This is a genomic window from uncultured Aquimarina sp. (genome assembly GCF_947500065.1).
Lineage (GTDB): Bacteria > Bacteroidota > Bacteroidia > Flavobacteriales > Flavobacteriaceae > Aquimarina.
The window spans coordinates 377,235-400,040 of the sequence record NZ_CANMQT010000002.1 but is presented as its reverse complement, the minus strand read 5'-3'; the positions used below and the strand labels follow the sequence as shown (position 1 = coordinate 400,040).

The following is a 22,806-nucleotide window of genomic DNA, read 5'->3' as shown; positions in this document are numbered from 1 at the left end:
TTGTTATTTTTTAAGGTTTAAATATTTATATACTGCAGTAAAATCCAGATCTCCATATCCTTGTTGTTTTGCTTGCGCAAAGATTTCTTTGGTCGTATTAAGATTGGGAGCTGCTACGTTATGTTCATATGCACAAATACTAGATAGATGCAAATCTTTCTGTATCCATTTTAATGGAAAATTAGCTTCGTAATCAGCGTTTTCGATTTTTGGACGGATTGTCGATATCACAGGAGCGACTACTGGAGTATTGAGTAGTACATTAAATAAAGTGTCTTTTTCTAGACCCATAGCTTCTCCCATTACCATAGCTTCTGCAAAAGCCACCATAGATTGCCCTAATAATTGGTTGATTAACATTTTCATGGAAGCACCCGCACCCACTTTTCCCAAATGCAGTGTTTTTTTACCCATACTATTAAATAATGGAGCCGCTTCATTTATAGAGGATGTATCACCTCCAATCAAAAAAAGTAATTCTCCATTCTCGGCAGGTCTTTTGGTACCAGCTACGGGTGCATCTAAGTAACGTATACCAATTTTTTTAGCGCTTGACTCCATTTCTCTTGTAAAAGATGGATTTACAGTGCTACAATTAATCCAAAGACTATTATCTCTAAAAGAGGAAAGAAAACCTTGATAACCTAGAGCAACTTCCTTTACTATTTCGGGAGTTGATAACATAGTAATAATAATATCAGCATTTTGAGCTACGTCTTTAGGGGTATCGACCCACATTGCTCCGTTATTTAATAAGTTATTTGCCTTTTCTTTAGTTCTGTTATAAATGATAAGTGAGAAACCTGCTTTCTGAAGATTGATCGCCATTCTACTGCCCATAATGCCGAGCCCGATAAAACCTATTTTTTTCATTTGTATCTGTTTATTTTTGATACAAATGTCAATGAAAGTAAAGGGGATAAGTTTTCAAAAAAAATAAAAGTTGTGTTTTTCGGTCAAAAATTTAAATCAATATATCTTTTCGATATTTAATCTGAAATTGCTTAGGAGAAATATTGAATTTATTCTGGAAAACCTTAATGAAATGGGAGATATTTTCGTAACCAATTTTCTGCGAAATGCTGGTTACGGAACTATTTGTTTCTTTTAGTAAAAGTGCTGCTTTTTCCATACGCCTTTCGATCAGCCATTTTTTTGGAGAAATACCAAATTTGGATTTAAAATCTCTTCGAAAAGTTGAAATACTTCTTCCGGTGAGGTATGAATAATCTTCGATATCCAAAGGCTTATCAAAGTTATCCAACATAAAAGTTTTAATGTTTTTCTTCGCTCTTTTTTTTAGTTGAAAAAGTTTCGAAACAAACGCATCACCTTGTTTCGAAATACTAATAAGATGTAATAATTCTAGTAGTTTTGGTCTTGTGAATTGATGTTGATTTTTCGACCTATAAAGCGTAATTAGAGTATCGGTAAATAGCCGTAAATTTTGATCATACTCTAAAATTAAATTTTTAGAAACATGTTCGATGTTCGATATCTCAACATGGTTCAAAAATTCATCTGTAATTTCCTCATCAAAGAAGAATACGACAGCTTCAAAAGCTTCGTTTTTTGGAATGATATCCGATATCATATACATTCCTCTTGGTAAAAAAATGATTTGATTTTTATGAACAATAGTCAAATCACCTTCTTTCGTTTCAACTTGTAAAGCACCATTTAAAACTAGAGTTAATGCATGAGAAGCCAAATAGCGCTCATTCTGAAGATCTGCTTGTTGTACACTTTTTAAAATCACGCAAGAAAGACCATCGATCAATATTTTTTCGATTTTAGGATGTTGATAAAATGCTTGAGGGACTACTTTCATAACAGACAAAAATCTAAAGAATGAGTGATACTAAATAACGGCATTTGTTAAAAGTAGTGATTTTCGGTCAAAAATGTTATTTTGAAAATACCAATGTACCTTCCAGTATAAATTCATCCGCAATGGCATTCTCTTTCATGCGTTTAAAAATGCTGGGAGAATTATGATTTACACCATATTGGGTTCTATCAATGGTATGATTGAATGTAAGACTGATTCCGGATTTAGTTTGCTTTATGCTTACTGGAATATTTTCTGTATTCGTTTTTCCTTTGATGGTAAGCTCACCATTTAGAATGGCTTTCTTATTATTAATTTCTGTAGCATTTTTTATTAAAAATGTTGCTTTTGGAAAGGTCTTCACTTCAAAAAAATCTTCATTTTTAAGATGTTTCTTAAGATCATTGTTTTCGTGGTCAATACTTTTCATGTTGATTGTAATATCAAGAGTTGATATTGTATTATTGGTTATAGCAAGGGTTCCCTGTTCAGGAGCTATAGTTCCTTTTAAAGAATAGGAGCTAAACGCTGCTTTACCTGTCCAGGATATAAATGATTTTTTTTTATCTAATTTATAATTCTGACTATGAATTTCTTGTAATCCAACTAGAAGACATAGGGTAATACTGATTATTTGTACTATTTTCATTTTAGATAGTTTTCTAGTTTAAAAGCTTATCCGTTGTTTCTATTTTTTCGTATCCGCATACCGTTTCACCTTCTGTAGTAATACCGATGAAATACCACATAGCCCATCCTCCGAAAATTGAGCTATCAGTCCGCCAGTTGTTTGTCCAAGTATATGGCTGAGACTGTTTCATTATTTCCTTTTTAACTCCGAAGTTTTTGTTTAATTCCTTCAGAGGGTATGATTTTCTTAAATTCCAAGTATTGTTATAGAATAGATATGCTCCATATTCAATAATTTTTATCTCACTTTCTTTACACAGAATTGCGGTATTATGTTTCCAATAATATAGATTATCAATCTTAACCGGATCAATTATTTTAGGGAAGTTCTTTACTTCAATTGCTTTACGTAATGTTATTAGTTTCTCTGGTAATTTATCATTTATAGGGGTTCCATAATTCTTTTGGGAATAAGCAGAGATAGAACCAATGATTACTAATAATAGAATAATTTTTTTCATAATTATTTTATTTTTTCAGCAATCCAAACTGCTAAAAACCCTCTGTCAACAGCGTGAGTAGAACCATATAATTTTCCGTTTTTGTAATAAAAGCTGGTATTATAACTTCCGCTATTGTCACCAGAGATTAGGGCAACATAAATAACGTCTTGTTGTGTATTAACTTTTCCCTTTTTTATTTCAACCCCTTCTCGATAAAATGTTCCCTGCACAGAATTAGCATCTATTTTATCTATGCGCATCATAGCGAAATTGGTATCTGTTTTATTCTGTGGACTCATATCTAATTGCCATTCGCCAATTAGTAACTTTAGATCTTTATTATTTTCTTGGGAAAAGCTTAAGAAAGAAGTAATCAAAAGAATAAGTAGAATTGCTTTTTTTAAGATCGTGAGATGTTTCATTTTTTCTGATTTTAGAATTTATTTGAGACAAATATTGATCAAATACAGAAAAGAATCGTTTCAATTTGCTAAATGAGACGGATTTTTAGAGAAATAAAAGGTGCAATTTTTTAATTGATACCTTTATTGTTCTGATTTTAGAGCGCTTGGAGGGTTTCCGGTAATTTTCTTTACGGCTCTATTAAAAGAAGCTTTAGAATTAAAACCCGCTTCATATGCTAAAGCAAGAAGGGTAAGATTATCATTTTTGGGATTACTAAGTAACTTTTTCACTTCTTTAAAACGAAGTTCGTTTATATAATCACTAAACTTTTTTTGATAGATTGTGTTTAGGCATTTAGTAACCAAATATGGTTTTACAGAAAGTTGTTTTGATAGAGAAGCCAGGGTAAGTTCTGGATTTTTGAAGAGCTGCTCTTCCTTCATTTTAATTTCTAAAGTTTTACTAATATTTTGTAGTTGTTCTTTTTCCTTGTCAGAGATGATCGCTATTTCCTTAAAAGCAGATTCTTTTCTTCGAGCAAACCCTTCTAAACCTAACCAATAGGTAATAATTGCCATTCCTATAAATACCGGATGTCCGTAGAAAAAATTACTAGCGAAATTGAAAAAGAAAAAGTCAACTAATATTCCAAGTAGATAAAGAATGGAGAATATTTTCATTACTAAAACAACTCTTTTGATCCAGTCAATTTTTTCTGGAAGAATTTTATATCCTTCGATCTGAATAGTATTACTAAGTATTTTTTCAGCTTTGATGCTATAAAAAATAATTAATGCTCCAGAAACGATGAACATTGTAGGATAATGCATCCATACAACATATCCCCAATATCCTAGCCAGGAGAGACTCTCACGAGTACCATCCCAATAAAAATTTTGGGCTTTTATAAAAAAACTCCAGGCAAATTCTATCAATACAGGAAGGAAATGAATCCAATCTTTTCTTAAAAGTTTAAACTTTGGATTGACATAACTTTTTACAAAAAAATAGATAAGTGCACCATAAATCCAATTATACTCTAATAATATATGATACCACAAATCATATCGCCCCAACCCAAAAATATTTAAGGTTTCTACAATAAGACGATAAGAAAAAAAGAATAATATGGATGCAAGAAATCTATTAGCAACATAGTGTAAGCCTTGTTTTTGCCATAATATAGTGCCAAATATGATTCCTTGTATGGCACCAATGCATAATAATATGATCAAAAGTATCTCTAACGTTTCCACTTCGTTAAAGATAAAGAAGAAGATTTAAGAAACAACCTTTTCCTTATAATACCGGTATAAATCTTCGGATGAAGCACCTAACCATCTTCTCATATGTATATTTAAAAAGTGGTATTGTAAACGCCAAACTCCAACTTCTCTATAGCGTCTGGCAGAAGTAATGACGTATTTAGGAATAATTACAAATTTATCTATAGCAAAAAGACGATCTACTAAATCATTATCTTCATATACCACATACGCTTCGTCGTAGCCGTCTATTTCTTTAAATAATGAAGCAGTGATAAATTGACTCTGGTCACCACCACGACAGCGCTTGCTTTCGAATTGTGTTAACCATCCCAGAAAACGAAGCCACCAATGATTAGAATCAAATTTCATTCGGAAACATCCTGCTTCATTTTCCTTATTGATTTCATCTATAATGTTTTGATCATATCCGTCAGGAGGAAAAGAATCTGCGTGTAAAAAATAAAGTACATCACCAGAAGCTTTTGCCGCTCCAGCGTTCATTTGTCGGGCACGCCCTTTTTCTGAAGAAATTACTTTAATAGATGTGTCGTGTGTCTCCGAAAAATTCTGAACTGTTTTTTTAGATCCATCCACACTACCACCATCCACAACAATAATTTCTTTGATAGTATCTTTTGAATTCGCAGCCTGTATCAAATGGGAAAGCAGCTTACAAATAGTAGCTGCCTCGTTTAGAATAGGGATGATTATTGATATTTTCAAAAGCTAGGGTTTTATGCGAATATAAAATTACTCATTTAAACTCCAATCATATTTTTTATACCCTTTCTTTTTCTGTTTATCAATTTTAACTTCTGAATACTTATTTATAAAAGCCTTTGCATCCTCTCCATCTACCTTGAAATCTTTTTTAAACCAACTGAAGATTTTAGATACTTCCACTACTTCTTCGGTAATTGTATTTCTTTTAGGATCATTAATAAAATTCTTGGTCAGTGTTTCTAAAGCATTATCTACATTTCTAGCTGTAAACGCTCTGTTCCATACTATAGGACAAGAAAATGAAGCACAATTAATAGCAAAATGAATTCTAGGATCTCCGAGTTTTCTAAGAATCTTGTGTTCTAGTTCATTTAAACTATGTAAAACACCATTGATTTTGAAAAATTGTCTATCCCAAGGGTCTTTAATTTCTTTGATACTTTTTAAAGGATAATTATCTATGATTAATTTTATAGTATATGCATTGTATGCGTTAATCCAGTATGCTAATGTTTCTTCTTTGCTCCATTCTGCAGTAGGATAATTATCAGATAAATAAGTGAAATATTCATATAGCTGAGCACTATCTCTCATAAATCCTTTGTAATTTACTTTACCATCTTCAGAAACATTAATTAATAAAATTTGATCCCAAGTAGCGTGATCAAGATTTTGTTGCGCCTTTACCTGAAAAGAGAATAATGCGAGTAATGTTAGTATAATTATTTTTGGGGTCTTCATTTTTACGTTTTTAATGTTTGGTTATAACGAGTTCTTTAGATAAATATTTAAAAACACTCAGCTTTAGTCCAAAGTTTGTGCCATTCCTTACATCTATTTACAATGGTTTCTATTTTTCAGATTGTAGCGTGTTCTTCAATTCCGTATTATTCCAGACTAGATTTCTACTAAACAAAAAGAGGCTACCAAAAATGGCAGCCTCTTTTATTCAATTGTCAAGTAATAGATTTTTCTCTACTCCAGTTTATTTTTTCATAATTTTAGAGATTATAGAATTTTGATCTCCTGAATTGATATGTATAAAATATACTCCAGCACTTCTTAAATTTTCTCCTAGTGTGATCTCTGAAGGATTTTTATTATACCTCTGATCAATTACTTTTCTTCCTTGTAAATCAAAAACACTTACAGTAAAATTATCAGATAACTTAGTAACATCAATCGTGAAAGTATTCTCGAACGGATTAGGGAAAACACGTAATGCGCCAGCGTCTCTAGACTTTACTAATGCATTACTAACAACTACTGAATAATCCTCTACTTCATCTCCATCAGCAACTGTAGTTCCACAAGGATTAGGATTGTTAAACCATCTGTAACGTACTCTTAATCTTGTTGTTCCTAATTGAGCAGTAGCCGGTACAACAACTGTGGCTGTACCTCCTCCTGTACCTCTAGGTTTCAATAAAACTTGTTCCCCTGCATCGGTAAAGTCTCCATCTTGATTCCAGTCGATCCAACCTGCGACAACATTAGAACTCCAATTAGAACTAGTAATAATCGGAGTAACTGTTAGTGTAATTGATGTTCCTATAACAGCAGTAGTACTCTGAGAAGTGAAATCTGAATATCCATTATTAGTACTTGTATTAGAGATTGAACCAAAAGTAACCTCTCCTATACCATTATTTCCTTGTCCACCAGCTTCACAATATGCGGTTACATCTATGGCAGTTCTATTTACTTCAATAGAATTATTGGATACATCAAAACTATCTGAAGCTAATGTGGTATTCGTTATATTTTTACCGACAGCATTTAATGTTCCTTCATATGCTATTCCATATACTTTACATATTCCAACTGCAGTTCCTTCAAAATCATGAGAAGTTGTTTCTACAGCTAATATATTATCCGCATTATCAGTAATTAAATAACTATAATTAGCTCCTGAAGAATTGGAATTCGTAAATGAAATAAGATCTGCTATCCCATCATTAGTTATCGTTGTAACCTGTGTGGCGTTAGTGCTTGTTGCTACGGTTCCTCCGTTTACTGGAGTTGTTGTTCCATTATCAACTACAATGCTATAATCCTCTACTTCATCTCCATCAGCAACAGCAGTTCCACAAGGGTTCGGATTATTAAACCACATGTAACGTACTCTTAATCTTGTTGTTCCTAATTGAGCAGTAGCTGGCACAACAACTGTGGCTGTACCTCCTCCTGTACCTCTAGGTTTCAATAAAACTTGTTCTCCTGCATCTGTAAAATCTCCATCTCGATTCCAGTCGATCCAACCAGCTACAACATTAGAACTCCAATTAGAACTAGTAATAATCGGAGTAACTGTTAGTGTAATTGATGCTCCTCTATTAACATTTGTACTCTGCGATGTGAAATCTGAATATCCATTATTAGTACTTGTATTAGAAATTGAACCAAAAGTAACCTCTCCTATACCATTATTTCCTTGTCTACCAGCTGCGCAATATGCAGTTACATCTGCGGCAGTTCTATTTACTTCAATAGAATTATTGGATACATCAAAACTATCTGAAGCTAATGTGGTATTCGTTATATTTTTACCGACAGCATTTAATGTTCCTTCATATGCTATTCCATATACTTTACATATTCCAACTACAGTTCCTTCAAAATCATGAGAAGTTGTTTCTACCGCTAATATGTTATCCGCATTATCAGTAATTAAATATCTATAATTAGTTCCTGAAGAATTGGAATTCGTAAATGAAATAAGATCTGCGATACCATCATTAGTTATCGTTGTAACCTGTGTTTCGTTAGTACTTGTTGCCACTGTTCCTCCATTCACAGTAGTAGTTAATGGTAAGGTAGTAACAGAAAGTTTACTTGTAGCTTGTGATTTAAGTCCATTCGCATCAACAGCAATTACAAAAAATGAAAACGTAGTATTTGCTCCTAAGTTAATGATTGGCGTTGTTGTCGCTGCATTATCTGTAGTTCCTAATAAAATTGGATTACCATTAGCATCATCACGATAAACTTCATAACCAGTTATCGTAGAATTATCACTAGTTGATGCTCCCCAATTTAACACTAAAGAAGTTTGTGTTATTTCAGAAGCCACCAAGTTAGTAGGAATTGTAGGAGGATTTGTTTGAGTTCCATCACTAACAACAATACTATAATCTTCTACTTCATCTCCGTCAGACGCAGCAGTTCCACAAGGGTTAGGATTATCAAACCACATGTAACGCACACGCAATCTCGTTTCTCCTAATTGGGCAGTTGCCGGTACTACAACTGTGGCTGTACCTCCTCCTGTACCTCTAGGTTTCAATAAAACTTGCTCATCGGCATCTGTAAAGTCTCCATCCTGATTCCAATCTATCCAACCTGCAACAACATTAGAACTCCAATTAGAACTAGTTATAATAGGAGTAACTGTTAATACAATTGATTCTGATCTAGAAACACTAGTACTCTGAGAAGTAAAATCTGAATATGCACCATTAGTACTTGTATTAGAGATTGTACCAAAAGTAACTTGTTCTATACCATTACTTCCTTGTCTACCAGCATTACAATATGCTATTGAACTTCCTGGTAAAGTAGTAACAGTAACTACATTACTAGTTCCTAAAGAAACATTATTAGCAGCATCTTTAGCTTTTACAAAATATGTAGTCGTACTTTCTGGGGTTAATCCTGTAAGTTCAAAACTGTTTGTAGTTGAGCTTTGAAAAGCCGTGGTTTCTTGGTTTCTAAATATATCATAACTAGTAACTCCAACATTATCAGTAGCGGCATTCCAGGTTAAGGTAGCTGTTGTTGATGTAATATTACTTGCCGTTACATTAGTCACATTACTTGGAGGTGTTGTATCATTACTCCCACCAAGTGTAGTTATTGTTGCTGAAGAGGCGCTAATATTTGATCTAAGCCCTCCAGCATCAAAAGCTATTATTTGATAAGTATACTGAGTACCTGGAGTTAAAGAACGCATGACAATTTCAGGATCTTGACTGTTCCAAGTAAAAACTTCTTCTCCATTCTGAACGATAATATATCCCGCTACACGAGTATTATCTGTAGATGCAATCCAATTTAATTTTACTGTAGTTTCTGTTGCTTCACTAGCGGTTACATTGGTAGGGTCAGTTGGACGAATATTATCTTCTATGGTTCTAACTTCTATTGGGATAGAATTCTTTCTAGATCTAATATTATTACCATCTACAGCGGTGATTTCGACACTATAAACTCTGCCAGGATCCAAACCAGTAATGACTGCTGATGTAAGATTGTTTGGGGTTACATCTTTTGTGTAAAGTATAAAGGTACCATTTAGAAGTACACTATAACCGTCAATATTTGTGCCGGTGCTAGTAGAAGGATTCCAACTTAAAGAAAATCCAGTTTGAGTTATGTTAGTGGCTATAACATTTTTAGGTGCTGTTGGTGCATTTCCAGTAGTTGTAACAGTTGCAGCAGCGCTAGGATCAGACTTATTACCAGCTGCATCAAAGGCAATTACTTGAAAAGAATACTGAGCACCATCATCTAAACCACGCATTATAATTGAAGGGGATTGACTATTCCAAGTGAATATTTCTTCTCCGTCTTGCACAATAATGTATCCAGCAATACCAACATTGTCTGTAGCTGCAGTCCAGTTTAAATCTGCAGCAATATTAGAATTATTTTGAGGGTTTACAGCAGTTAAACCTATAGGAGTACTTGGAGGTTGAGTATCAGAACCATTAGTGATAAAAAAACTTTCATTTGACATATCATAAAAAACATGATTCACACCTCTAACCATAATTCTATTTAGAGCACCAGGACTATTTGGTACAGTAATTTGGTGTGCTCCATCATTAGGAACATTTGAAGCTAATGTAGTGTTGAATGTGTTTCCCCCATCAGTAGATAATAAAATATTTACAGTAGCTACATTTATTCCATTTCCAGTTGTTCCGGCAACATCCCATGTAATGTTTTGATTAGTACCAGTTCTCCAAATAACTTCGTTAGTATTAGGAGAAGTAACCACAAATGGTCCAGCCTCATCATTAACAGTAATTAACGTGTTATCAGAAGCTGTGTTTCCACCTCCACTGTGATTATCTCTTACAGTAAGTCTAAAGTTCATTTCTCTAGATACAGCTGGGAGGTTTTCAAAATCTGAAACAAATCCACTAGCTACACCAGATATAGCTGGGAAATAACGCTCTGAAGATGAAGAAGGCGGAGAAGATCGGAAAGAAGGACCTGTTTTTATGTATGATGAAATTCCTTCAATTCCTACATCCATTTGCTCCCAAGTATATGTTAACTGGCTAGAAGGTGTATTAGCATCAGTAGCTGAACCGTTTAAAACGAAAGGAGTAGATTTTGGTATTGTAAAATTTCTTCCAGCATTTGCAGTTGGAGCACTATTACCTGTGTTTGTAGTTGTAGCGCAATTATTATTAGATACAACATTCCACATTTGTTCTATACTTTTAGCATGAAAGTAAGTATCTCTACTATTGATTACATTTGGAGCACAAACACCAGAATAAGACATGATACTAGATCCACTACCCGGTTCAACTGCATTAAAATTAGCTCTATTTCCATTGCAAAAATTGTTAAAGGTATGACTTGCTCCTAATTGGTGCCCTATTTCATGAAGAAATAATCCTTCGAAAAAATTACCTGTTGGATCAAGTGCAGTAGAAGCTCCTTCTCCTTTTCTATTATTGTTACACACAACTCCTAAGCCACCAAAACCGCCTTGGTTAGATAAATCTACGACATGACCAATATCAAAACTAGAATTTCCTATAGTATTGGTAATAACACCGTGCGCTTCATTAACTAATGTTGAGCTAACACCACTCGTAAAACCGTCTGTATTAGTGTTAAGGAAAATAATAGCATCATTATTAGCTACTAATTGAAAACGAACACTTAGATCTCTTTGATAAATAGCATTCATCTTAGTCATAATCGCGTTTAACCCTTCTAGAACAGCCGCTTTTTTCTGTTGGTTTGTACCATTGCTTACATTAGCTCTATTAATATAAAAATTAGAAAATTCAGCCGTAGTAGCTAATGCAAAACGATATGTTCTTAATGTTGCATCGTTAGCATTTTTAGTTACTAAACTTGATGATTTTTTTGCACTCTCAAAAGCTCTTTCTAAAGAAGAGGAATCATCTTCTTTATCAACAGTACCACATTGTAATTTTTCTTCTCCACTATTATCCGATTTAGAAGTTATCTGATATACATTTTTACTTGTGTCTTGTGATTTGATAAATTGAGTTTTAGTACCTGTTTCTATAATCATACCACTGAGTTCGCTAGAACTAAGACTTATATAGATGAAACTTGTACCGTTAGCAGAACTACCTACATAAGATTTAATGTTAGGGAATTTTTTTGCTAAATCAGGATGCAAATTTGATTTTTCAATCATTCTATACGCTGTATATTCTCCGAATTCATTTGGAAAAGTAACTAATAGTCCAGATTTAGCAATATTATCTTGTTTCGGAGATTGAATAAGTACGTTTTTTATTTTTTCAAAATCTAAATTATACGTTTTTTCATTTTTACTTGTTGACAATAATTTTGTTTGTTCATTTGTTTTCCAAAAATTATTGGTTTGTGAAAACCCGGAATAAAAAACAATGAGCGCTAATAATAATAGATGTTTTTGCATAACTATAATTTTAAATTTATAATATAGAATTATTGATAACCGATGTTTTTTAAATATGTCAGGGATCAATAATAATGTTGAAAAAAGCTATCATTACGAATAGTTTTTTCATTTTTTTAATGGGAGATATGAATTCCTCTCTACTTTGGTTTATTGTTTCATAACCGCAGAGATTATAGGATTCTGATTTTCTAAGTTGATGTATATAATTCCGGAGTCAAACAGGATTTATCTTGCGCATTTGTGGCATAAATAACTAGCAATAAAATGGTAGTTAGAAACAGTTGCATTTTCATAGTTGAGTTTTTTAATGTTAAGTTCTGGTAAAACTAAAAATACTCCTGCGCCAAAAACTGTATCATCATACCCAAACCATATACTTTATTATCAATTTATATGCATATACCGTAAATGACCTGTTTTAAAACCCTAAAATAATTGATTTTTAATCAATAAAAATCTTAAAATATTTAATAATTATCATCTATTCTCACATTAAAACACGAAATACTTATACCAGATAAATTTCCATTTGACTGTTTTTTTTATTGTAAATTATTTTATAGCGAAAAGGCTAATATTTTACGAATTTCAGAAAGCAAGGGTTATTTAGAATTTCTACTCAAAAAAGTCCGCTTCTCACAGAATTAAGACCCATTCCTTATATTTATTTACAATGGTTTTTATTTTTTGGATTGTAGATTGTTCTTCAATTCCGTATTATTGCAATCGAACTATTTTGATATGATTAGTACAATTTTAACACTCCCTTGTGGAGTTACATTGAACAATAGGTTAGTGAAATCTGCTATGACGGAACGCATTAGCAATAATAGGTTTGAACCAACTAAAGATCATGAACGGTTATATGCAGACTGGTCCAAAACTGGAGCGGGCTTATTGATCACTGGTAATGTTGTGATAGATCGCAAACATCTTGAATCTGCTGGCAATGTATGTTTTGATGATGAAAAGATGTTACCCAAATTAAAATCATGGGCTATAGCGGGTAAAAAGCATGGGAATCATGTATGGGTTCAAATTTCTCATTCAGGAAGACAGACGAATAGGTTTGGCACCAATAGACCTTTAGCACCTTCTGAAGTACAGTTAAAAAAGTTAGGGCTTTTTGGTAAGCCAAAAGCGATGACAGAAGAAAATATTCTGGATGTCATTCAGCGTTTTGTAAAAGCAGCTAAATTGGCTAAAGAAGCAGGTTTTACAGGAGTACAAATTCATGCTGCTCATGGATATTTATTAAGCCAGTTTTTATCACCTAATACTAACATGAGGCCTGATCATTGGGGAGGCAGTATTGAAAACAGAAGTCGTTTATTATTAACTATTATTAGAGAGGTTAGAAAAGTAGTTGGAGCTGATTTTCCCATTTCGGTTAAGTTAAATTCTGCGGATTTTCAACGAGGAGGTTTTACTGAGGAAGAATCACTGGAAGTTGTAAAGATGTTAGATCAGGAAAAGATTGACTTACTTGAAATATCTGGAGGAACCTATGAGAAGCTGGCTTTCTTCATATTGAATGAGGAAGATTCTGAACTTAAAGAAAGCACCAAGCAAAGAGAGGCATATTTTATCGATTTTGCGAAGAAAATAAGAGCTATTAGTAAACTACCACTAATGATTACTGGTGGTTTTAGGTCTTATAGTTTTTGTAATGAAGTATTAGAAAATGGAGAAGTTGACCTGATTGGTATGGCGCGACCGTTTATTACGAATAGAGAAGATATATCTAAGTTTCTTAATGGAGAATTAACGGAGCTAAAAAACCTGGTACTCCGGACAGGATTAAAACAATTTGAAGATGCAGCAGAAGGTGGTTTTTATGCCAGACAGATTATCCGATTTTCTAAAGGAAAAGGTTTAAAAACTAATATGAACCCGCTTTGGTGTTCGGTGTTTTTGATATTGTATGAATTCAGAAAAGCCATGGCTAAGAAACTTGCCTAATCATTGGTTTTTAAACTGTTGTGTTTTTAATAGGAAGTTCAATAAGTACTTTAGTCCCTTTAGAGTTATTTTCTGGACCAAGGTTCTCAAAAACTAAACTATAATCCTGGATACTATCCTGAGCAAAAAGAATCAAACGTTCTTTGGTAATATCAATTCCCAATGATTTATGTTTGATACTCTTGTTCTTCTGTATTTCTAAAGCCTTTAACATTCCTATTCCGTTATCTTGAACAGTTAGTTTAAGTTTTTGTTGAGATTGGCTAATATGGATTTTAATCGATTTTTTTCCTTGTTTATTTGCTAACCCATGCCAGATTGAATTTTCGACAAAAGGTTGTAAAATAAAAGGAGGAATTTTGATACTGTTAGTAGATATAATACTAGAGTCTATTTTTAAGGTAAAATCGATTTGATTTTCGAATCTTAGATTCTCCAGAAGTACATACAGTTTTGTTATTTCTATTTCTTTTTCTAGTGATACGTATTCTTCTAAAGAATGGTTTAAAATGTTTCGTATAAGTTTAGAAAATTTATTAAGATGATCTATCGATTTCTCTTTGTTATTACTAATGATACTTGCCTTGATAGAGTTTAGGATGTTAAAAATAAAGTGTGAGTTCACTTGACTTCTGAACACCTTCGATTTTAGTTTGTTTATGCTATTTTTAAATTCTAATTCGATTTCTTTTTTAGTAAAACTCTCAATTCTATCTGTTAGAATTTGATTATTATATTCCACTAACTTTTTATTAGTTTCTAGTTGATCAATGAGTTTTTCCTGATACTCATTTTTTTGTTGAAATATTTGATATACTTTCATTCCCAGTGCAACTGCAAAAAAGATAAACTCTATAAGAACACCAAACATAAAAAACACCAATGGGAAGTCGATTTTTTTTGTAACTGAAAAATACATCGATATTAGAGCGGATGATACATATACTGTAGATCCAATGATTATGAAATATTTAGCTGAATCATTAGATTTCATAATCTTATATAATACATATGCAGCAAAAGGAACAAAAACGGGTATATAAAAGAAGAGTATAAATTTTTCGAAATTGTAAGAGATACTTCTGGTAGGTGTGTGTAATACAAAAAAATTAAGAAGTGTATACCCTAGACAAATTATACCCATTGACCAGATAAATTGAACTATTAATTTATCAAGCTTGGGGTTGTTTTTTTTGAAATTAAAAAATGTTCTAATAAACTGCGTATATAGTAAGTAATAAACAAATTGTACAGGCCAATTAATAAGTGAGGTAAGTGCTACTCCATAAATAATACGTGACTCGTGAATTAAAGGCATAGCCTGAAAGGCTATATAGATATTTAAAAATATCGCATATAATGAATAATACAGAAAACTTTTTTCCTTTACTTTTAAATATATAAGAAAAGTAATAGTGGAGAGCAAAAAAATTGCTCCTAATGTCCATCCAAAAAATAGAATCTGCGATAAATATGCGTAGTCTTTCAAAAAATAATTTATTTAAGAATATGTTTAAGTAATTCATTTTTCTTACTTCTAGATACAGGAATATTTTTGCCATTAATAAGTATAACTTCACCTCCGTCACCTCTGTAGTATTCTTTAATTGAATTAATATTTACTATAAAGGATTGATGTATTCTAATAAAATAATTGTTATCTAATTGAAGAGATAATTGTTTTAGGTTTTTAGAAATCACATGTTTGATACCGCTATCCATAAACACCTGCGTATAACTACCATCAGATTCACAGTACAGAATTTCTTTTTGATCAACCAAAACAATTTTCTTTTCCATAGGCAAAGCAATTTTGGCGTTATTAGTATCTAGTAATTCCAGATTATGTTTTATATAAGATTTTAAGTTTTCTCCTAGTGTTTTATTCTGTTTATTAATGATTACCTTTTTTACTGCCTGCATTAATTCTTCCTTCTCTATAGGCTTTAGGAGATAATCAATGGCATTCATTTTAAAGGCTTTTATTGCATAGTTGTCATAAGCCGTTGTGAATATGAGGTCAAAATTTTTGTATTCCAATTGATTTAAAAGTTGAAACCCATCTAATTCTGGCATCTCTATGTCCAAAAATAGAACATCTGGTTTAATATCATTAATAGTTTGTATAGCCTCAGTTGATTTATTGGTAGAAAATAGTACTTCTACCTCTTTACAATTAGTTTTTATTTCCCATTTTAAGGAGTCAATTGCTAGTTGTTCATCGTCAATTATGATGGCTTTTAACATTTCGTTTAGGTTTTGTTCCTACAATACTAATTAAATTATTCTAATAACGTATAGATTTCTGCTGTACACAGGCGCTGTTTTTTTCCTGATTTATTCCATAAATCGCTAATTATGAATTATTAGAGACCAGATATAAACTCGTAGTTGAATTGCAACTTTATTGTTTTGAAATTTGCCTGTGGCTTTATGTGATTTGTTGATTATTAGATTTTTGAATCAGTTTTCACAAAAGTCTTGAGTTTATGTATTTACTAAAAAGGGGTTGTTTTATATGCAATTAGTGAGACTACCCCTTTTAGTTTTTCTAGAAGCTCCTTTTGAAACCTTAAAACCTATTCTTCATAATGTATCATCTGATAAAACAATTATTGTTTACCTCTGCTATTTTTCCTGTAAAGGAACCTCTTTTTCAACTTCAGTTAAAATCACCTCCTAACCCTAACAGTGTTAAAACTGTTTCAGATACATTGGATTGTTTTGATGTGAAGAATTTGATTGAATTTTCAGAATCAAGTAAATGGATTCTTGTTTCCTTAATTTTTGTCATAGGGAATTCTTTTTTCCTTAAAAACTAAACTGACATAGAAAACTCTTGAAGGAATAGACACAATGCTTGAGTGTCTATAAATGTTCAAGCATTCACTTAATTAATTTTTAATTTTCACAATTATGTTAAAGAGCATTTTAAAAATCAACGGAGTTCAGGAATTGGACAAAAGCGAGCAAAAGTCACTTCACGGAGGCGCTTTTTATGGTTCGTGTAGCATGAAACCTAGCGGGATTTGCTGTATGAATGGAGCATGTTATCCAGGGTACTGTCGTCGTAATGGTTGCTTCTGGTGGTAATAATTAGATTGAATATTAGAATTGAGGGAATGGGATTCCTGTTTCCTTAATTCTTCCTATCCAGAGCTCTCTTTTATCCTAAAAACTAAGTTAATCTGACTTAAAAAATTCTTGCAAGGATAGACATAATGCTTGAGTGTCTATAAATTTTCAAGTGAATTCTTAATTAACTTTTAATTCTCACAATTATGTTAAAGAACATTTTAGAAATTAGTGGAGTTCAGGAATTGAACAAAACGGAGCAAAAGTCACTTCAAGGTGGTTTAGGCTGGAGGCCTTGTATTCAAAAACAAGGGTTATGTTGTAAGTTGGACGGAACAAATTGCTATGCAGGTTACTGTGGGGTAAGAGGGTGTTCTTATTATTAGGGTTTAGGTTTTATAGCCTAGAGAACTAAATTGTAATTTTAGGATTAGGAGAATATTCAATAACTCTCCTAATCCTTTTTATTTTTGGATCTAGCAACATCCACCACCATCATAATGGTACGTAGATTCACTGATAAAAATATCATCTCTTCCTAGGTCAGCTAAAGCACCAGCAGTTTTATCACAGATAGCTATAGGTTGATTTTTGAGCAATACGTGCCCTTTTTTATCATCAAAATAATCTTCATCTCCGTAATAAATGGCAGCTTTGCCTGTAAATATGCAAGGTCCGTCTTCTGGCATCGGATCTTTGATCGCAGCTACCTCTATAGACTCTATATAAATTAACTCATTTGTTTCATAATTTTTAGGATCCAAAATACGATATGGTTTACGGGCTCTTATTTCAATGGTTCCAAAACCAACATCTGTTAATGCTTTTACATATTCTGCAATCGGTAAACTACCACTAAGACATAATGCTCTTAATCGTTCATCATTCCTAAGTGTATCATTCATGGGCTGTTCACAAGTAGGATCACTCATTACTAACCTACCATGAGGTTTTAACACACGATACATTTCCTCGATTGCTTTCTTTAAATCTTCCGCTTTAAAAATATTGAACAAGCAGTTTTGCGCTGCAACATCGATACTATTATCTTCTACAGGAAGATTTAATGCATCACCGAACCTTAGGTCTACGAACTCACTTTTAAACCACTCATTTTGTTCCTCAGCTTCTTTGAAATTTTTATGAGAAGCATCCAGCATTTCCTGTACAACATCAATACCTATTACACCACTTTTCTGGCGTGAGAAATATGAGAATTGCAATAATTCCATTCCTCCACCAACTCCGACATATAGAATTTTTGGGTTATTGGTTAAGTCACGAGCATTTACCGTACTCCCACAGCCATAATTCATCTCTTGCATAATCTTTGGGATTTTTAATCCTGGTAATTCCCAAATAGGATTTGTAGTACAACATAAACCTATATCTGGTGTTAATGCTGCTTCTTTATATACATCATGTGTAGTTTCTAAATAACTCATATCTTTTTTTGTTTTCTTATTTTGAAGGGGGGTAATCATTTAATTTATAATATCTCTACAATGACTTTATCAATTCTTTGAATAAAAGGATCATTTCTGGCTCAGCTTTTCCTGCCATTGCTATGATTTCATCAATATTTACAGGCTGTAAATTATCCGGATCACATTCGTCAGTTAATACAGATACTGCGGCAACTGGGAGACTAAGGTGATTGGCTACGATAATTTCGGGAACGGTACTCATTCCTACTGCATCGGCTCCAATGATTTTTAGATAGCGATATTCTGCACGAGTTTCTAATTGTGGTCCTACTACGGATGCATATACTCCTTTATGGAGATTGATACTATGATCTTTAGCAATAGATTCTAATTTTGCATTAATTTTAAGATCATAAGGAGCGCTCATATCTGTAAAACGAGTTCCTAATTGTTCCACTCCTTTAAATGCAAGTGGAGAACCTCCCTGAAGATTAATATGATCATCAATAAGCATTAATTCGCCTTTTTTAAAGTCTAAATTAATTGCTCCAGATGCATTAGAAACTAATAATGTTTTAATTCCCAATTGATGCATAACTCTAACCGGATATGTTACATCCTGTAAAGAATAGCCTTCATATAAATGAAAACGTCCTTGCATTACGACTACATTTTTTCCTTCTAATTTTCCATAGATTAATTTTCCCTTATGGAATTCTACAGTAGCTGTTGGAAAATTAGGAATGTGATTATAGCTTACTTCTTTAAGGATTTCTATTTCATCTAGTAGTTGGCCTAATCCTGTACCTAGTATAATACCTATTTCTGGATTGTCAAATCCTTTTTCCTGTAGATATTCTGTTGTTTCCTCGATGTATTTAGTCATTTTGATAGCTTAATAAATGTTGAAAAACTGAGATGTCTTTGATATCTTCATAATAATCTACATCATTACGTTCTTCTAATAATTTGATATTTGTTTGTTGTAAATCGTTTAATGTATTTTGTAGTACTGTATTTGTTCCCCAGGATTTGTTTTGAAAAATTTTGGAATTCAACTTTTTCATACCTAGTAAATAATAACCACCATCCTCCGCAGGACCAACTACATAATCGTTAGCTTTTAAAGCTTTGAAAGCATTTTCTATATCTTGTTGGATTAGGTCATACATATCACTTCCTATAATAATGATATTGGTATACCCAGCATTAAACCCGTTTTGGAATGCATTATACATTCTAATACCAAGATCTTCTCCTTCTTGTAGTTTTTTGTTATAAATAGTTTGATTCCAAATGTCGTTCTCTCCAATTCTTGTAGAATAGTACACTTCTTTTGTTACTCCAAGGTTTTTGGTAATAGTTACCGTATGTTCTAACAATAATTGATACACTTCCAGAGCAGCTTGATCTCCTATGGTAGCAGCTAGACGAGTTTTACATTTACCCAATTCTGGGTTTCGGGTAAAAATCATTAATAGGTTTTTATCTTTCACTTTTTGTATATTTTTTTTCCTTTGAGTAACCATTTTCCCCATTGTTTGGAAAATGCGTGTATTTTATCTGTTTCATTTCCATTAGAATCAACCACTTTGTAATCTTCATTTTTCCATTCAAAAATTCCTCCATACAGATTATATATGTTGTCATAACCTGCTTCCTTTAGTTTTTCCGAAACGTCTTCTGATCGTATGCCTAAACTGCAGTATACGATTATCTTAGACTTTTTGTCGATGTTTTGACTGGATATTGTGTTGATATCAAAATGATCATATCCCACATGGATTGCTCCTTTTAAGTGACTTGTTTGATACTCATTTATTTCTCTTGCATCTAACAAGATTACTTCACCTTGAATAACACTTAATTCTCCAACGGAGATATAAGGAATACTTTCGTTATTGTATTGCCCCAATAGTTCATCAAGTGAATCTTGACTAATACTCCAAAAGGGTAATAAAATAAATGATAGAACTAATGTTATTTTTTTCATATATAATAGTATGCTTAATAATTATAGCATAACGTATTGTTTATTAAAGGCGAAGGTTTACTCACAAAGACAAATTGTTAGACTTGTTTTTGTGGTAATTTATCTGAGAGGAGTTGGCGGTTGTTAGAATATAAATATTATTACAACTTAAGCCATAAAAAGAGGAGAACCCTTGTTATAAAAAGATGCGTGATGACTAGTGTCTTTTATTGGTATAACATACTTTGATATCTCACAAGAAGAATGTGTGATTTTGTATATAATTGCTCTAAGAACATTAGAAAAAGCAAAACTAAGTTTAGAAATGATTTTTAGATCTTCAACTGTATCAATATCGTGCAAAACTTCGAGTAATGCTACTTCAATTTTTGCAGTTTTAATCAAAAGTGATATGCTCTTAGCTAAATCTTTTGATTGCCAAGGAAGTTTTAAGAAAGTACTACGGTTAAACTGAGATTTATGTAATCCCATAAGATAAAACCCTCCATCTGCTGATGGTCCCAATACAAACTTGTTATTTTCTAGTTGTTTTACACTTTCTAATAAATGATGTTTCTTTAAATGAGGAGTGTCATTTCCGATGGTAATCACATTTTCGAATCCAAGGTCATAGATAGATTGGATTGCGTTTACAAAACGCTCTCCAAAGGTCTTACCGCTTTGTTTTCTTTCTGTAAATACAAAAAAAGGAAGTCCAGAACTTTCAACAACAGAAAGTGTTTTTTTTGTAAGCTCTGTGAATAGTTTTTCACCACCAATCATAGGTTTATGCAGAAGCTCTTCTTTAGAAGAGTTCGCAAAAACTAATATGGCAGTTTTTATATTCATATTTAGGTGTTCGTTATGCTACAGTTCCTTGACAACTACTTCCCGCACCGGCTGTACAGCCATAACAATGCTGAGAGATAATAATATTTCTGTTCTGTAGTAATTCTTCATTATACTCACTAATATGTTTTACTTTACTAGCGACTTTAAGATCTAACATTTGATTAAAATCACAATCATATAACCATCCATCCCAACTTATCGAAATCGTATTGGTACACATTACACTAGCTACAGCAGATGGATTATATGCTTCTACTAAGGCGTACATATAATCTTCATAATTTTCTGATGCAATCAGATAATCTAAAAATCTACTGACCGGTAAATTAGTAATTGCAAACAAATTATGAAAGCGAATTCCAAAATCTTCTAATAAAGCCTTTTTGAAATCTTTTTCCATAGATGCCTGATCACCTGGTAAAAAAGCACCAGATGGGTTATAAACCAAATCTAATTTTAGATCACTATCTGGCATGCCATATCCTCGTTCATTAAGTTCCTGAAGAGCCTTAATGGATTTATCAAAAACACCATCGCCACGTTGTTTGTCAGTTTTACCTCTAGTCCAATGAGGCATTGATGAAACTACATGTACATTATATTTTTTGAAGAAATCTGGGAGATCATAGTACTTTTTATTAGCCCTGATGATAGTAAGATTACTCCGTACAATAAAATCTTTGATTCCAGCTTTGCTTGCTTCTTCTACAAACCATCTAAAATTAGGATTCATTTCTGGCGCACCACCAGTGAGATCTAATGTATGAGCTTCGGTTTTCTTAATGACTTCAAGACATTGTTTCATGGTCTCCTTCGTCATAATTTCTTTTCGGTCAGGACCTGCATCAACATGGCAATGTTCGCATACTTGATTACACATGTAACCTACATTGATCTGAAGTATTTCTAATTTGTTAGGACGTAAAGAATTATAACCAGTTTCGGCAATTTTATCAGCAAATTTTGGTAACTCGCCATTTGCAAAAATTCCGTTATTAAGAATCTCTAATTGTCTATGAGAGTCAGCGAGTTCGTTATTTCTATTTTTTAGTGACTTGATAGCCATAAATTGTTTTTAGTAGTAATATTCTCTTTTTCAGTAATATATGAATTTGGGTCTATTTACATGGAAAGTTTTTCATACTTATTCATCATCTGCACACCGTGTACCAATGTGGCTCCACTTTCTATAGCAGCTCCTGCATGCACTGCTTCCATCATCTCTTCTTTTGTAATACCTTTCTGAAGGCCATCTTTAGTATATGCATCAATACAATATGGGCATTTTACCACGTGAGAAACTGCCAAAGCGATTAAAGATTTTTCGCGTGCAGTTAACGCACCTTCTTCAAAAACTTTTCCATAGTAATCAAAAAACTTTGTACCAAGTTCTTCACTCCATTCTGTTATTTTTCCAAATTTTCTAAGATCCGCTGGATCGTAATATGTTTTAGACATGCTGTGTCATTTTTTAGTTACAGGCATTTATTGTTA

The 22,806-nt window shown here is 32.6% G+C and carries 22 protein-coding genes; 3 read left to right on the top strand and 19 right to left on the bottom strand.

The window, feature by feature from the left end; all coding sequences use genetic code 11:
- Positions 1–3: 3 nt before the first annotated feature.
- The 9 genes from Q0975_RS07150 to Q0975_RS07110 all read right to left on the bottom strand — a co-directional run bounded on the left by Q0975_RS07150 (position 4) and on the right by Q0975_RS07110 (position 12,021).
- On the bottom strand, positions 4–879 hold the full coding sequence (locus Q0975_RS07150) for an NAD(P)-dependent oxidoreductase (protein ID WP_299435891.1): 876 nt from the start codon (positions 877–879) through the stop codon (positions 4–6).
- Between the two features lie 85 nt (positions 880–964).
- Positions 965–1,831 carry an AraC family transcriptional regulator gene (locus Q0975_RS07145; RefSeq protein WP_299434806.1) on the bottom strand — a complete coding sequence of 289 codons (867 nt, stop codon included), beginning with the start codon at positions 1,829–1,831 and terminating at the stop codon, positions 965–967.
- A gap of 76 nt (positions 1,832–1,907) precedes the next feature.
- Positions 1,908–2,480 carry a YceI family protein gene (locus Q0975_RS07140; RefSeq protein WP_299434804.1) on the bottom strand — a complete coding sequence of 191 codons (573 nt, stop codon included), beginning with the start codon at positions 2,478–2,480 and terminating at the stop codon, positions 1,908–1,910.
- A 13-nt stretch (positions 2,481–2,493) separates the two neighbouring features.
- Positions 2,494–2,982 carry a hypothetical protein gene (locus Q0975_RS07135; RefSeq protein WP_299434802.1) on the bottom strand — a complete coding sequence of 163 codons (489 nt, stop codon included), beginning with the start codon at positions 2,980–2,982 and terminating at the stop codon, positions 2,494–2,496.
- 2 nt (positions 2,983–2,984) lie between these two features.
- Positions 2,985–3,386, bottom strand: a complete 402-nt coding sequence (locus Q0975_RS07130) for a hypothetical protein (RefSeq protein WP_299434800.1) — start codon at positions 3,384–3,386, stop codon at positions 2,985–2,987.
- 123 nt (positions 3,387–3,509) lie between these two features.
- Positions 3,510–4,625 carry a helix-turn-helix domain-containing protein gene (locus Q0975_RS07125; protein WP_299434798.1) on the bottom strand — a complete coding sequence of 372 codons (1,116 nt, stop codon included), beginning with the start codon at positions 4,623–4,625 and terminating at the stop codon, positions 3,510–3,512.
- A 24-nt stretch (positions 4,626–4,649) separates the two neighbouring features.
- Positions 4,650–5,360, bottom strand: a complete 711-nt coding sequence (locus Q0975_RS07120) for a TIGR04283 family arsenosugar biosynthesis glycosyltransferase (protein ID WP_299434796.1) — start codon at positions 5,358–5,360, stop codon at positions 4,650–4,652.
- Positions 5,361–5,387: 27 nt separating this feature from the next.
- Entirely contained in the window at positions 5,388–6,101 is a 714-nt protein-coding gene (locus tag Q0975_RS07115; RefSeq protein ID WP_299434794.1) for a DUF547 domain-containing protein, read from the bottom strand.
- Positions 6,102–6,345: 244 nt separating this feature from the next.
- Complete coding sequence (locus Q0975_RS07110; protein WP_299434792.1) at positions 6,346–12,021, bottom strand: GEVED domain-containing protein; 5,676 nt, start codon at positions 12,019–12,021, stop codon at positions 6,346–6,348.
- A 744-nt stretch (positions 12,022–12,765) separates the two neighbouring features.
- Between Q0975_RS07110 and Q0975_RS07105 the strand changes: the two genes are divergently transcribed.
- Positions 12,766–13,986 carry an NADH:flavin oxidoreductase/NADH oxidase family protein gene (locus Q0975_RS07105; protein ID WP_299434790.1) on the top strand — a complete coding sequence of 407 codons (1,221 nt, stop codon included), beginning with the start codon at positions 12,766–12,768 and terminating at the stop codon, positions 13,984–13,986.
- Positions 13,987–13,996: 10 nt separating this feature from the next.
- On the opposite strand, the gene Q0975_RS07100 is transcribed toward Q0975_RS07105, so the two are convergent.
- The 3 genes from Q0975_RS07100 to Q0975_RS07090 all read right to left on the bottom strand — a co-directional run bounded on the left by Q0975_RS07100 (position 13,997) and on the right by Q0975_RS07090 (position 16,780).
- The gene (locus tag Q0975_RS07100) at positions 13,997–15,475 is read right to left on the bottom strand and encodes a histidine kinase (protein WP_299434788.1); all 1,479 of its coding nucleotides are present in this window, start codon (positions 15,473–15,475) and stop codon (positions 13,997–13,999) included.
- An 8-nt stretch (positions 15,476–15,483) separates the two neighbouring features.
- Complete coding sequence (locus Q0975_RS07095) at positions 15,484–16,233, bottom strand: LytTR family DNA-binding domain-containing protein (protein ID WP_299434786.1); 750 nt, start codon at positions 16,231–16,233, stop codon at positions 15,484–15,486.
- A gap of 415 nt (positions 16,234–16,648) precedes the next feature.
- On the bottom strand, positions 16,649–16,780 hold the full coding sequence (locus Q0975_RS07090; protein ID WP_299434784.1) for a hypothetical protein: 132 nt from the start codon (positions 16,778–16,780) through the stop codon (positions 16,649–16,651).
- A 122-nt stretch (positions 16,781–16,902) separates the two neighbouring features.
- On the opposite strand from Q0975_RS07090, the gene Q0975_RS07085 reads away from it, so the two are divergent.
- Positions 16,903–17,079 carry a hypothetical protein gene (locus Q0975_RS07085; RefSeq protein ID WP_299434782.1) on the top strand — a complete coding sequence of 59 codons (177 nt, stop codon included), beginning with the start codon at positions 16,903–16,905 and terminating at the stop codon, positions 17,077–17,079.
- A 188-nt stretch (positions 17,080–17,267) separates the two neighbouring features.
- Positions 17,268–17,447: a hypothetical protein gene (locus Q0975_RS07080; RefSeq protein WP_299434780.1), complete on the top strand. Its 180-nt coding sequence runs from the start codon at positions 17,268–17,270 to the stop codon at positions 17,445–17,447.
- 90 nt (positions 17,448–17,537) lie between these two features.
- Here Q0975_RS07080 and arsM read toward each other — a convergent pair whose 3' ends face one another.
- The 7 genes from arsM to Q0975_RS07045 form a co-directional block, all read right to left on the bottom strand.
- Positions 17,538–18,506: an arsenosugar biosynthesis arsenite methyltransferase ArsM gene (gene arsM, locus Q0975_RS07075; protein ID WP_299434778.1), complete on the bottom strand. Its 969-nt coding sequence runs from the start codon at positions 18,504–18,506 to the stop codon at positions 17,538–17,540.
- A gap of 55 nt (positions 18,507–18,561) precedes the next feature.
- Positions 18,562–19,374 (bottom strand): purine-nucleoside phosphorylase, encoded by an 813-nt coding sequence (locus Q0975_RS07070; RefSeq protein ID WP_299434776.1) that lies wholly within the window; start codon positions 19,372–19,374, stop codon positions 18,562–18,564.
- Positions 19,367–20,017, bottom strand: coding sequence for a TIGR04282 family arsenosugar biosynthesis glycosyltransferase (locus tag Q0975_RS07065; RefSeq protein ID WP_299434774.1), 651 nt, complete (start codon positions 20,015–20,017; stop codon positions 19,367–19,369). Before Q0975_RS07065 ends, Q0975_RS07070 begins: the two co-directional genes overlap by 8 nt.
- On the bottom strand, positions 19,981–20,481 hold the full coding sequence (locus tag Q0975_RS07060; RefSeq protein WP_299434772.1) for a rhodanese-like domain-containing protein: 501 nt from the start codon (positions 20,479–20,481) through the stop codon (positions 19,981–19,983). Before Q0975_RS07060 ends, Q0975_RS07065 begins: the two co-directional genes overlap by 37 nt.
- A gap of 147 nt (positions 20,482–20,628) precedes the next feature.
- The gene (locus tag Q0975_RS07055) at positions 20,629–21,309 is read right to left on the bottom strand and encodes a DUF2064 domain-containing protein (protein ID WP_299434770.1); all 681 of its coding nucleotides are present in this window, start codon (positions 21,307–21,309) and stop codon (positions 20,629–20,631) included.
- Positions 21,310–21,322: 13 nt separating this feature from the next.
- Positions 21,323–22,378 (bottom strand): arsenosugar biosynthesis radical SAM (seleno)protein ArsS, encoded by a 1,056-nt coding sequence (arsS, locus tag Q0975_RS07050; RefSeq protein ID WP_299434768.1) that lies wholly within the window; start codon positions 22,376–22,378, stop codon positions 21,323–21,325.
- Positions 22,379–22,434: 56 nt separating this feature from the next.
- Entirely contained in the window at positions 22,435–22,770 is a 336-nt protein-coding gene (locus tag Q0975_RS07045; protein ID WP_299434766.1) for an arsenosugar biosynthesis-associated peroxidase-like protein, read from the bottom strand.
- Positions 22,771–22,806: the final 36 nt, after the last annotated feature.